Source organism: Vibrio sp. 779(2023), from assembly GCF_033344285.1.
GTDB lineage: Bacteria > Pseudomonadota > Gammaproteobacteria > Enterobacterales > Vibrionaceae > Vibrio > Vibrio alginolyticus.
Genome location: NZ_JAWPOM010000006.1, coordinates 15,620 through 28,345 on the forward strand (window position 1 = coordinate 15,620; position 12,726 = coordinate 28,345).

The 12,726-nt window shown below is 43.9% G+C and carries 13 protein-coding genes and 1 pseudogene; 2 read left to right on the forward strand and 12 right to left on the reverse strand.

Going from position 1 to position 12,726, the window contains the following annotated elements:
• Positions 1 to 19: 19 nt before the first annotated feature.
• Positions 20 to 344 (forward strand): annotated as a pseudogene (locus tag R8O70_RS09680) (hypothetical protein).
• Between the two features lie 187 nt (positions 345 to 531).
• Here R8O70_RS09680 and R8O70_RS09685 read toward each other — a convergent pair.
• From R8O70_RS09685 to R8O70_RS09705, 4 genes are all read right to left on the reverse strand, one after another.
• On the reverse strand, positions 532 to 924 hold the full coding sequence (locus R8O70_RS09685; protein ID WP_318184159.1) for an SMI1/KNR4 family protein: 393 nt from the start codon (positions 922 to 924) through the stop codon (positions 532 to 534).
• A gap of 105 nt (positions 925 to 1,029) precedes the next feature.
• Positions 1,030 to 1,347 carry a HigA family addiction module antitoxin gene (locus R8O70_RS09690; protein WP_100661991.1) on the reverse strand — a complete coding sequence of 106 codons (318 nt, stop codon included), beginning with the start codon at positions 1,345 to 1,347 and terminating at the stop codon, positions 1,030 to 1,032.
• A 10-nt stretch (positions 1,348 to 1,357) separates the two neighbouring features.
• Positions 1,358 to 1,645, reverse strand: a complete 288-nt coding sequence (locus R8O70_RS09695; protein WP_130193221.1) for a type II toxin-antitoxin system RelE/ParE family toxin — start codon at positions 1,643 to 1,645, stop codon at positions 1,358 to 1,360.
• Between the two features lie 1,371 nt (positions 1,646 to 3,016).
• On the reverse strand, positions 3,017 to 3,466 hold the full coding sequence (locus tag R8O70_RS09705) for a YHS domain-containing (seleno)protein (RefSeq protein ID WP_318184161.1): 450 nt from the start codon (positions 3,464 to 3,466) through the stop codon (positions 3,017 to 3,019).
• 280 nt (positions 3,467 to 3,746) lie between these two features.
• Here R8O70_RS09705 and R8O70_RS09710 point away from each other — a divergent pair, with 280 nt between their 5' ends.
• Positions 3,747 to 4,709 (forward strand): integron integrase, encoded by a 963-nt coding sequence (locus tag R8O70_RS09710; protein WP_017636093.1) that lies wholly within the window; start codon positions 3,747 to 3,749, stop codon positions 4,707 to 4,709.
• 43 nt (positions 4,710 to 4,752) lie between these two features.
• Here the strand turns inward: R8O70_RS09710 and R8O70_RS09715 are convergent, their stop codons facing one another.
• From R8O70_RS09715 to R8O70_RS09750, 8 genes are all read right to left on the reverse strand, one after another.
• Entirely contained in the window at positions 4,753 to 5,226 is a 474-nt protein-coding gene (locus R8O70_RS09715; RefSeq protein ID WP_064354115.1) for a DUF2947 domain-containing protein, read from the reverse strand.
• A 13-nt stretch (positions 5,227 to 5,239) separates the two neighbouring features.
• Complete coding sequence (locus R8O70_RS09720) at positions 5,240 to 5,827, reverse strand: HD domain-containing protein (protein ID WP_005376917.1); 588 nt, start codon at positions 5,825 to 5,827, stop codon at positions 5,240 to 5,242.
• A gap of 1 nt (position 5,828) precedes the next feature.
• Positions 5,829 to 6,413: a ribosomal protein S5-alanine N-acetyltransferase gene (gene rimJ, locus R8O70_RS09725; protein WP_005376916.1), complete on the reverse strand. Its 585-nt coding sequence runs from the start codon at positions 6,411 to 6,413 to the stop codon at positions 5,829 to 5,831.
• Positions 6,414 to 6,449: 36 nt separating this feature from the next.
• The gene (tyrR, locus tag R8O70_RS09730; RefSeq protein ID WP_213971104.1) at positions 6,450 to 7,994 is read right to left on the reverse strand and encodes a transcriptional regulator TyrR; all 1,545 of its coding nucleotides are present in this window, start codon (positions 7,992 to 7,994) and stop codon (positions 6,450 to 6,452) included.
• Positions 7,995 to 8,094: 100 nt separating this feature from the next.
• The gene (locus tag R8O70_RS09735; RefSeq protein WP_064354116.1) at positions 8,095 to 9,135 is read right to left on the reverse strand and encodes a YcjF family protein; all 1,041 of its coding nucleotides are present in this window, start codon (positions 9,133 to 9,135) and stop codon (positions 8,095 to 8,097) included.
• Positions 9,132 to 10,508 (reverse strand): YcjX family protein, encoded by a 1,377-nt coding sequence (locus R8O70_RS09740; protein WP_104979480.1) that lies wholly within the window; start codon positions 10,506 to 10,508, stop codon positions 9,132 to 9,134. Before R8O70_RS09740 ends, R8O70_RS09735 begins: the two co-directional genes overlap by 4 nt.
• Positions 10,509 to 10,763: 255 nt before the next feature.
• Entirely contained in the window at positions 10,764 to 10,949 is a 186-nt protein-coding gene (locus tag R8O70_RS09745; RefSeq protein WP_005376906.1) for a hypothetical protein, read from the reverse strand.
• Between the two features lie 174 nt (positions 10,950 to 11,123).
• A complete protein-coding gene (locus tag R8O70_RS09750; RefSeq protein WP_017820444.1) occupies positions 11,124 to 12,641 on the reverse strand; it encodes a fumarate hydratase in 1,518 nt (505 codons plus the stop codon).
• Positions 12,642 to 12,726: the final 85 nt, after the last annotated feature.

The window sequence follows — 12,726 nt, forward strand, 5'->3', positions numbered from 1 at the left end:
GTCTCAAAGCGGCTACTCAATGAAACCACTTGGAACAAACAACGCCGCAGAAAACGGACTGACAACACCAAAAAGCGCTTTTGGAAAGCCAATCTCACAGTGCGGACTTTCAACAAAGTCATTGAAACCACGTGGAATTTACAACACCAGAGAAAACGTCATTTTAGCGAGTAAATCGGCTTTTGTACCCAACAAACTCACCGAGCGGAGTTGCAACCAAAAACAAACTCTCGATTGCCCTGCTCTGTCAGCACCAATGGACAAAACAACCGCCAGGACAGTTACAAAACTTTGGACTTAAAACATCTGAAAATGAGTTTGGACCAACAACGATGAACCTGTGAACCGAACGATCAGCAGCCAAGTTTGAGCTTAGAAACATGATTTTGATTGCTAGCTTTTTCTGGCGACTAACGCCGCGTTAAGTAGTGAGCAACGCTAACCACCTAACCTAAACCATTGCACCGTAAACACAAGACCCAACCTTGAACTGAGAATGCCAAGCGTTGGGAATCTGTCTTAAACGCTTTGTTATAGCTTTTCTATCTTGGCAAATGAACTTGCAAGCAACTGAGTCTCTCCAGTTTCATGAAGCCAAATATAAACTTCTGGTTTGAACTGTGCTGATTCTTTTAAGAAAACCATTTGATCTCCAAGACCGTTGCCGGCAATTGCCAATGCATTGTGTGGAAAGTTGCCAAAACCAAAACATGACCTAGTTTCTTCAATAATGTGGTTGCAAGTACGAGATAACCTTTTCCGCTCAGAATTGTCCTTAATTGGATAAAGTTCCCAATCGTCCTCTTCAGTCGTTACTTCACCACCATTTTCAATTTTCATTGATTCGCGATGTTCATGAGGAAGCACAGCACCAAGCTCAACCTCTGTATTGACTAATTGTTCTTCTGATAGATTGAATGCCACTTTTTACTCCAAAGCTATAACGCCGCATTAAGGTGTGAGCGGCGCTTGGCTATACTTGAGCGAAGCGAAACTGCCAAGCGTTGCGAATCACTCTTAAATGCTTTGTTATGTGCGTAATTCAGGATCTTGCGCTGAAAACAAAGGCTTTACGAATTTTGCTTCGTCTTGATAACGATTTCTAGTATCCCATAAATCTACCGAGTGCTGGATATTAAGCCAAAACTCTGGAGTGTTGCCTAGAGCAGCCGCAAGTTTAATTGCAAGTGGTGCAGTCAAAGTACCACCATTAATTAAGTTACTAACTGTATTTCTATGCACACCCATTGCTTCAGCTAAAGTTTTGGATGTAATTTCCATAGGCTCTAAGAACTCAAGCTTGAGCATTTCACCTACACCAACTGGACGACGCTTAGTTCTACGCATTACCCTTACCTCAATATTTATGAGGGTCTAAATAGGTGTCTTCTGCTACACCGTCAACCCACTTAAAAATCAAACGATACTGTTTGTTCACTCGTATTGAGCACCAATCTTTCAAATTTCCCTCAAGGTGTTCGAACCGGTTACCCGGTGGAACTCTCAAGTCAGACTCGGCTTTTGCTGCATCTAAGATTTCAAGCTTGCGAAACAACGCATTCTCGATAGTCTTAGGGATTAAACGATGTCGCTTATCCTCTTCGTAGAACGCTTCGAGCCAGTCATCTTTAAAATTTACTGCCATGTCCTCGCACTGTCTTGTTGTGCATCAATGTGAGAATAATAGCGCACAACGATAGTGTGCGCAAGATATAAAAATTTAGGAAAGCACATAACGCCGCGTTAAGTGGTGAGCAACGCAGACCACCGACCTAAAATATTGTGCCGTACACACTAAAGCCAAACCAAACGAAAAATGCCACGCGTTGCGAATCCGTCTTTAACGCTTTGTTAGCTTATTACTTTTCGAAAACTCCAAACTAAAACAACAAGTTATTCTAGCATTAAACGTGAAGTCGAGATTATAAACATAGCCGACAACTTCAGGCGATGATCTTAGTATTAACTTGAGCTTTGCCAAACCGCCGAGCGTGGAGACTCACGGAACTTCACCCACCAATGCTCGTATTGGATTTGCTGCTTTCAAGTGCAAAACTTTACCATGAATGAAATAGAGGCGGTACTGACATTACCACCAACAAACCAAGACCTAGACCTAGACCAAGTGAGCTTACGACCACACACGGTAAAAATTGCCGCTTAACAAATGTTACTTACTACCGCTGATACAACCAAAACATTTGCCAATCAGAGCCCTCGTTTTGACGATATGCCCTACCTAACATCAGCTATATGAGTTTGATTTTTCAGACTGTAAGCTAACGCCCTGCTAAGGGGTGAGCAACGCAATACCGATGTTGCCGCAAACCACCTTAATCACTAAAATCAACGCATAGTAAAAATGCCACGCGTTGCGAATCCCTCTTGAGCAGTTTGTTAGTTTGCAAACCCAAAGCGTTGATTTTACGTTATTTTAAACTTTGCGAACAACAAACCATATGTGCTTTGACGCACTAAAGTCAGGCGTAGTCTCAAAGCGGCTACTCAATGGAACCACGTGGAACAAACAACGCCGCAGAAAACGAACTCACAATACCAAAAAGTGCTTTTGGAAAACCAATCTCACAATGCGGACTTTCAACAAAGTCACTGAAACCACGTGAACTTTTCACACCAGAGAAAACGCCATTTCAGCGAGTAAATCGGCTTTTGTACCAATAAACTCAACGAGCAGAGTTTCAGCGAAAAAGCTCGACTCCGTTAACCCAAAAGTCGCCGCACCAAAGAACAAATCAACCGTTAAAGCGTTGCCTGATTTGGACTTTGACCACGTAAATTAACACTGAAATTGAACGCCGATACAACAATTTAGCTTTTGAGCTTTTACTATTAGACCTTGCGATATAGCTGCGTTTTTCCTCTTGCAAACTAACGCCCAGTTAAGGGGTGAAGCACGCAATACCAATGTTACTGCATGGCACTACAACACAAAAACCAACGCATACCAAAAATGCCACGCGTGCTGAATCCCTCTTGAACTGTTTGTTATGTGATTTTATTCGCTGATTAAGTTAGGCCAGTGTACATTTGCTTTAGCAACATTACCTTTGATATCTTTTTGCCAAGTCTCTTGAACTGATTTACTGTAGTTTAGATACAACTTACCCTCAACAACATTCCAAGCATTCGGATCGATGTTAGCAGCATACCCTTTACTTACGGCCCATGCACAATAGCCGCCATATTGAGGCGCATACTTCTCCGGGTTAGAAACGAATAACTCAAGATTTTGCTGAGATGAAAAAAGCCACTTTGAACCATTCCATTGATATATAAAATCACTATCGCCTTTGGCCGCGATACCATCAGTAAAGTATGAAACACTGTCATAGCCCTTGATGGCTCTACCCCAGAAGTCACTGTATACCGGCTCTAAGGCAAAAGCCGGAATCACTGAAGCAACCCAGATGATAACTGACCAAACAATTTTTACTGAATATTTCATAATACCTCTCCTTTCTATTTAAATATAGAAAGGGAGAACAGAGTATAAATTTCATGAATCACATAACGCTTTCTATACGGCGATTTGCCGTTTTTATGGCAGGCTACCGCCTTCTTTCTTATCAAAAGCGCTATCAATCGTAGCACTTATATGTATGAAACAAATAGAAAAACAGTATGAATATGTGTGGTAGCGCGCGCAATTAGTCGGCGCACAGCACGCTAATTTCAAAAGTGGTGATACATTAACAGAGCTGTATAAATAAACAGGTTAATTTATCATGAAAAGTCAGTTTTTACTTAGTGTAAAAGAACACATGCTTACGCGTCATTATGCGAATAAAACTATCGAAAGTTATCTATTTTGGATAAAACGCTTTATCACTTTTCACCAGCTTGCACACCCATCAACACTAGCAGAAGATGATGTCATTCAATTTCTGAGTTACTTAGCGGTAGAAGAAAAAGTTGCGGTAAAAACGCAAGCTTTGGCGCTGAACTCAATATCATTTTTATATCGTGATTATTTCAAAACCCCACTATCACTTGATATGAGATTTCAGAAATCCTTGACCGAAAAGAAACTTCCCGTTGTATTAACCAGGGAGGAGATCCGAAGATTCGTTCAGCATATCGACCCGAGGTATAGACTCCATATTCAGCTGCTTTACGGCTCAGGGCTTCGAGTTATGGAATGTTTACGCTTAAGAGTTCAAGACATCGATTATGATTATGGTGCAGTTCGCGTTTGGCAAGGAAAAGGAGGTAAAAATCGTACAGTCACATTAGCCAAAGAACTGCATGAACCACTCAAAGCTCAAGTTAATTTAGCAAGAAACTATTACTTTAAAGATAGGCACATGCCTGGTTATGCGGGCGTATACATCTCTGAAGGTTTACGACGTAAATACCCAAAAGCGGAGCTAGATTTTAACTGGCACTTTTTGTTTCCATCAACAAAGTTAAGCGCAGATCGAGACACTGGTGAACTCAGAAGGCATCATATCAATGAAAGCGCAATACAAAGAGCAGTAAAGCGCGCGGCAAGCGACGCAAGCATTGAGAAAACTGTAACTTGCCACACACTAAGACACAGTTTTGCCACGCACTTATTGGAATCTGGCGCAGACATTAGAACTGTTCAGGAACAATTAGGGCATACTGATGTGAAAACCACGCAAATCTATACTCACGTTATCGAGCGCGGGGCTGGCGGTGTGTTGAGTCCATTATCCAGCCTTTAGAAAAACAAAGCCACCTCGAAAGGTGGCTTTGCTTTATAACTCGTTATTGACGAACACCGAGTTTCACATTGCCTTTTGAATCAAACCAAAGTGCTTGTGAACGGCGACGTCCTATTAGTATCGGACCATCGTCATAAAAGAGAAAGTTCTTCCAGTGCTTTTTAAAAATAGACCATTTCGTTTCGATGACATTGTACTTCTCGTAGCAAAAGTAAACGGTCACATCGTCTTGCCAATCGATATGTGCCTCAACTTCCGCTAGCATGTCAGGATCATCCGACTCCCAGGCAGCCATCCAATCCACAGTTTCAGACCAATTCGCCTCATTCATTGGCCAGTCTTGGGAACTAAGTCTATCCATATCAGGGCTTTGAGCACTGATATTTTCTTTCCAAAATTGTGCTGAACGGGCTTGGCTCATCGGCTTAATAAAAGCCAAATCTTCTTCTGGCACAGGCATCGACTGATGCGTAAAAATCCATTTTCTTTGGTATTCATCCAAAGGCAAATAAGACATTCAGTCTCCTTTATTACGATTTCAGCCAACCTTTCTCTGTGGCTTCTTCAATCAACTCTTTCGCTTTGTCCCATAAGGTAACAGAGCCAAATTCAATTCGTTTATTAATGGTAAGTGCTTGTTCGCGTGAGACACCATGTTCCTTCCAACTCTGACCATTATTATGGTAGTTCAAGAGCATTGGAATTAACCGATCGAGTGCTTTTGCATACTTAGCATCATCGGTCTGCGCGGCTTCAAATTCATGCCAAAGCGCCAATAGCTCTTGCTCCTGATCGCTGGGTAACATACCAAACAAGCGCTCTGCAGCTCTAATTTCTTTTTCTGCTTGCTCTTGAGACGCAGCAGTATCATAAACAAAGGTATCGCCCGCGTCGATCTCTACTACGTCATGTATCAATAACATTTTCATCACTCGGCAAATATCAACAGGTGCATTCGCATGCTCTTCCATCAATATTGCCATCAGTGCGACATGCCAACTATGCTCACCACTATTTTCGAGGCGCCCTTCAGCACTTTTAACTCGAGTTCGGCGCAAAATGCTTTTGAGTTTATCGAGCTCGATTACAAGTGCTAACTGCTTTTCCAATCGTTCCATACTATCGCCCTTCTGGCTGCCAATTCGGATTAATAAGCGACGTTAGAACGTGGTCTTGCCACTCACCATTAATCAAAAGGTAATCTTTTGCATACCCTTCTCGGTTGAAACCTACATGCTCTAGCACAGCTTCACTGCGTTTATTGTGAGGCATGTAGCCAGCTTGAATACGATGCAGTTTCTGAACGTTAAACATGTAGTCGCAAGCCATGGTTAATCCACGACGCATATAACCATGCCCTTGCGCTTTTTCAGCGAGAGAATATCCGACGTTACAAGAATAAAAAGGAAAACGACTCAAACTACTAAAGGATATCGTACCTAGCATTTCACCCGAAGAGGCTCTGACTAAAAGGCAATAATACCCCAATCCCATTCGATGCAGCTCATTGAGCTTGATAAGCTTTTGCAACCAACCGTTCACTGAGAAAAAAGCCTCTTCACGTTTCGGTTCAAACGGTTTCAGGTATTCTCGGTTGGCTTGAAAATATTCGGCAATCATATCTGCGTCACCGATTTCAGCGGTACGAAGAAGCAAGTCACCGTCCAACTTATGAACGGCGATAGATGAGCTGTTATCTTCCATTACAAATGATTAATTCCGTCTTTTCGTTCAATTCGATTAATTCTTACGGATACCGTAATCACGCAGTTTATTAGCGATTGAGGTATGCGATACATTTAAGCGCTTAGCAAGCTTGCGGCTTGATGGGAATGACTGATACAAACGTTCCAGAACTTGAGATTCATAATCACGCATGATCTCATCCAATGAACCGTCGATGTTAAGCGTTGCACTACCAGCGCCGACTGACTGAGGCTGAGGTAAATTGAAGTGATCCGCGTTTAGTATACCACCATCCATTTCTGTGAGCGCTCGAAGAACCATGTTATCCAGCTGGCGCATGTTTCCTGGCCACTGATAATTTGCAAGGGCATCAACTAGACCATCATCAAACTCTGGCTTATCAATCCCAAGCTGTTGAGCATGTTTCGCGACAAACAACTCAAGCAATGGTGCAACGTCGTTTGAGCGCTTGCGTAACGGAGGAATGCTGAGCGTAAGTACGTTGAGACGATAATACAAATCTTCACGGAACATTCCTGCTTCAGAAAGCTCGGCAAGGTTATGTTTTGTTGAAGCGATGATACGAACATCGACATGCATCTCATCTTCTGCACCGACACGACGGAAATTACCATCCTGTAGAAAACGTAACAGCTTGATTTGAAGGTGCGAACTCATTTCACCGATTTCATCAAGAAATACCGTCCCGCCATTTGCTTGCTCAAAGATGCCTTTGTGGCCTTGTTCATGATTAAATGAACCCGGCGCATGACCAAAAAGTTCGGTTTCTGCTACATCGTCAGGCATCGAAGCACAACTCAAAACTAGGAATGGCTTGCTCGCACGGCTAGAACGGCTGTGGCAAGCTTTAGCAAGCATTTCTTTACCGGTCCCCGTTTCGCCCTCAATCAACAATGGTTGGTCAAGCACAGACAGCTTCTTAGCTTGGTTCATTAGTGCTTTATGACGGTTCGATAGACCAACAAAGTGCTCAAAACCCAGAGGATTATGCAGCGGTAGCGCTTCTTCAATTCTGGCAACTTGCTGACTAGAGCGAATCGTCATTAGAGTACTCGCTAGAGTCGAGTTTTGCGCTTCGTCTCGGATATAAACGGGCATCAACTCTAGAACATAGTCCAAGCCATCAATCACAAGGTTTTCCCGTGTTCGGCCATTCACACCCTCAGACCAACGAGAGAAACGAACACTTGGTAACAAAGCACCGATTTGAGTACCAATCACTTCTTGCTTGTGAAGGCCAAGCAATGAAAGTGCAGACATGTTTGCCATGTCTACGGCACCTTTAAGATCAATGGCAAAAACCGGATCGGGTAAGTTATCAACTAACGAGAGCAGCTCCGTATTGTGGCGCTCCATCGGCATAAACTGGATTTTACGTACGTCTTTCACCCCCGGAATACGGCGGATTTCAGCCATCAGCTCACTAAACGTATCAAAATCAATATCCGGGCAATTCAAATAGATAATACCGCTAATATCGATTTCGATACCACGTAAGTCGATGCTTTTAGACGCTAAAATATCGAGCAGTTCTCGGGTCAAACCGAGTCGATCTTCACATAAGACTTCAAGACGCACTTAAAATATCCCAATTCACAACTGTCAGGAAAAGTTGACAGTAGTTTCTATCATGCTTGGAATGGCGTCAAGCAATCCTATCCATCAAAGTTGATATTCGTTACGGTTTCATCGTAATTGATGCAACTTTCGCCGCCACTGCCTTGCGTATGGTGCCCAACTTAACCTGACGGTCAGGATACCAGGGTAGTGGACGCAATAAGGTCATCGCTTTCAAGCCCAAACGTGCCGTTAGAATACCAACACCTAGTCCCTGCCCTGCACGAGCAGAAACTTTGCCAGCAAGATCCATCGACATCAAATCCATACTGGCATCAATAGCGAGCTCACTGGCTCCAGCCGCCGCCATATTGACAAATACCGCTCTTAGTAACTTGATGCGAGAGGCATAACCTAGCTCTACCCCATATACTTTGGAGAGGTTGTCGATCATTTTGAAATTTCGCCACGCCACCAGCAACATATCAGCGGCAGCCAGAGGGCTCACGGCGACTAGGGCCGCACACTCGGTTGCGTGCTGTGATACGATTTTCGTTGCCAACTTGTCTTGTTGGCTCACCACCATAGAGTCATACATATCAAGAATTTCAGCGTCACTATGAGCAGGGTTAATACTGTTCTGCCAACGATCAAAGCCCGGGTTCTCTGCCATCACACCACTTTGTTCTGCTACGGTTTCGCAAAAGTCTTTCCCTTTCCCAACGCTCTCACTATTAACAAGTGCTTCTGCTTCTTCTTGAACACTAAAATGATTTCGTAGTTTTCGCAGTTTCCAAAGCTCTTTACCCATAGCTCCTAAACCAAGCGAAGCGATCGCAGCAATAAACCCCGTCCAGCTTAAGGCCAGCCAATCAGAAGCCTGAATTGCGGTTATAACCGAGTCCACCGCTTGCCAGCCAACCAAACCAGCAAAAGTTGCAAATGCGCCAGTCGCGAGCCATTTTCTGCCCGATTTTGGACGAATGACATGCTCGAGTTGCAATTCCTGTTCTGTCTCCTGGTGCGCTTCTTTAACTTCAACAGGTACAAATGTTTCTTTTTCGCCGAATGTTTGCTGCGCCGTCAACTCTGGTTGATTCGATTGCTGATCTTTTTCCATTACCTTTTCAGAGAAAACTTGTTTTTGCTTCAACTCACTCATTTCAATTTATCTCCAATCAGGTAATCCAGTGCTTTGTCTAAGCGTATGTGCTTCACTGGCTCATCATTCGGTGAGGGCATCGGACGAAACGACGTAAAATCAAACCCGTTGTTTTGCCAATAAGCTGCATTTGGTAGCTTTTTCGGCACCTCTCCGGGAAACATAGTCATCGGCTCACCACCCAATGTTGTTCCTTGTAACGCCGGGATGGTCTTATCTCCAGAGGAAATAAACCCCGTCGTGGTTGCTTGGATGGAAGCGATACTCATGCAGCTCATCTCAATATTCTCGTAGGCTGCCGTTTGCCATGCTGGATGCACCATTTGTTGGAGCAGAGACACCAAATTTGGGTGCTGATCGGGCGTGATATGATCCGCTTTTGTAGCAGCAAACAACACTTTGTCGATTTTTGGTGAGAACAAACGACGCAAAAAGCTACTACGACCATAACGGAAGCTATGCATGATCTGTTCTAGCGCTTGGCGCATGTCGTAAAACGCTTCATCACCAGCATTGAGAGGCTGCAAACAATCCACCAGTACAATCTGGCGATCGAAGGTCGCAAAATGATGCTTATAAAACGCTTTCACTACTTTCTGTTGGTATTCCTGAAAACGGGCTTCTAGCATCGCTAAGTTACTGCCCTTGGGCGCTTTGCTTTCCGAATCAGCACGACACGGAAAAAACTGTAGCACCGGCGCGCCTGCTAGCTCACCAGGTAATACAAAGCGGCCAGGCTGAACCCAATGAAGGCCAGCGTCTTTACAAGAATGAAGGTACTCTGTGTATATGTGTGCAACTTTCTCAAGTAGTTTCTCATTCACTTCTGCAAAGAGATCCACTTTCTCCAGTTCAGAAAGCCAAGCTTTGGCTAAATCGCCACGCTGGCCTTTAAGTGCATCAAACTGAGTTTGCGACCACGTTGCAAAGTCCATGTCCAATAAAGGCAGGTCGAGCAACCACTCTCCTGGATAGTCGATAATATCAACATTTAAAATTGCGGTTTTACTCAACAGCTTTTTCGTAGTTTTATTTGGTTTGTACTTGAGCGCTAAGCGAATCTCACTCACATCACGTGTCGGTACTGGCCACTGAGGTGGAGTCGCATGAATTTGGCTCATCGCCTCATCGTAAGCAAAGCGTGGCACCATCATATTCGATTGAGGCTCACGCTTCGCCCCAATAAGGCGCTTATCTCTAGCCACAGTCAAAAGAGGCAAATTGTCATGGGTTGCAGTATGAAGAAGCTGATTCACTAATGACGTGATGAATGCCGTCTTACCGGCACGAGAAAGTCCGGTGACAGCAATTCGAACATTAGAGTCCATACCTCTGTTGATAAAGTCATTAACTTCTTTCTTTATTCTCTTCATTACGCTTCTTTATCTTACTCCACTTTAAAACAACGTTGTCAGCGACTTCGAATTTCGAGCTATGAATACTGTTCTATCTCGAATTCTATGAGTTTAACTTTATATACCTTAATAAAAGATGAACAAAACATCCGGCTTAATGCTGTGTTAAAAAAGAAAAGCCCCTGAGTGGTTCAGAGGCTTACTTAATCTACAGCATTAGTAACTCTATATACGCTGATTACTATGTTAAACAGGAACCCGCTTTCTTTAAGCCTAGTCGTCTTCGATTAACTTATAGATAACAAATAGAGCGATTTCTAAAATCAGCCACAACACACATGTGATGGTCACGTACTTTTCATCAAAGATGCTGATACCGTGAAGAATCAAGTCATAGCCAACAAAGCCACCTATCACTACAGCAAGAATAATTTGTAGAATCTGAATAAAACGAGGCATGCCGTCTCCTAATTATTGTTCGCATAACGTTTGATTGCTATGCCTAAAGGTTTATATCCTTAATTATATAGACAAAAAGTGCAGGTTTCGCTGCACTTTTGTCAATTGTTTGCTAGGTAAATCAGCACCTTGTCACATTCTCTCTACTGAGACGCAGCAAGATTGCCCTTTGCCTTATGCTTCCATCTCTTGAATTTTCACTTTCCAAGTGTCTGGACCGATTTGGTGCGCGTTAACACCATTTGAGTCGACAGCCACTGTTACTGGCATATCTTCAACTTCAAATTCGTAAATCGCTTCCATACCTAAATCTTCAAATGCGACAACGCGAGCTTTCTTGATCGCTTTCGCCACCAAGTACGCAGCGCCACCGACAGCCATTAGGTAAACCGCTTTGTGATTCTTGATAGATTCAACCGTTGCAGGGCCACGCTCAGCTTTACCGATCATGCCCATGATGCCGGTCTTTTCTAGCATCATGTCGGTGAATTTATCCATACGCGTTGATGTTGTTGGGCCAGCAGGACCAACGACTTCATCACCAACTGCATCGACAGGGCCTACGTAGTAAATAAACTTACCGTTTAGATCTACGCCTTCAGGTAGACCTTCGCCATTATCTAGCATGCCTTGAATACGTTTATGCGCAGCATCACGACCAGTCAGAATTTTACCTGATAGAAGAACCGTTTCGCCTGTCTTCCACTCTTGTACTTCTTCTTTAGTAATTGTGTCTAAGTTTACGCGACGCGTATTTTCGCCCGCTTCCCAAGTGATATCTGGCCAATCTTCTAGTTTAGGTGGTGCTAGCTCTGCTGGGCCGCTACCATCAAGCGTGAAGTGTACGTGACGAGTCGCCGCACAGTTCGGGATCAAACAAACAGGCTTAGAAGCCGCGTGCGTTGGCGCAGTTTTGATTTTAACGTCGACAACAGTCGTCAAACCGCCAAGACCTTGCGCACCGATACCAAGTTTGTTCACGCGATTGAAGATATCCAAACGAAGCTCTTCTTCTGCGTTTTGTGGACCACGGTCGATAAGCTCTTGAATATCGATGTGTTCCATTAGAGATTCTTTTGCCAATACCGCTGCTTTTTCAGCCGTACCGCCGATACCAATGCCAAGCATGCCAGGAGGACACCAGCCCGCCCCCATAGTTGGTAGCGTTTTTTCTACCCACTCAGCAATATCGTCAGATGGGTTTAGCATCACCATCTTAGTTTTGTTTTCGCTACCGCCGCCCTTCGCAGCGATCTGAATTTCAACTTTATCGCCCGGAACCATGTTGATATGTACGACGGCAGGCGTGTTGTCTTTGGTATTAATACGTTTACCAGCAGGGTCCATAAGTACTGACGCACGCAACGGGTTATCAGGGTTCGTGTACGCTTGTCGAACACCTTCATCTACCATCTGCTGAACCGTCATGTCGGTCGAATCCCATTGCACGCCCATACCGATGTTGACGAAACACGTCACAATACCAGTATCCTGACAAATTGGACGGTGACCTTCTGCGGACATTCGGGAGTTAATTAGGATCTGAGCAATCGCGTCTTTCGCGGCTTGACTCTCTTCGCGGTGATAGGCTTTTTCAAGAGCTTGAACAAAGTCTAGCGGGTGGTAGTAAGAAATATACTGTAGCGCATCAGCGACACTGCTGATCACATCCTGCTTGCGTATTACCGTCATTACATGCCTCGTTATAGTTATGCTTCCATTATTGGCTTAGCTTCAATCGTGTTTGTTGAGCTTATTGCTCTTTTGAGCTTCGTTT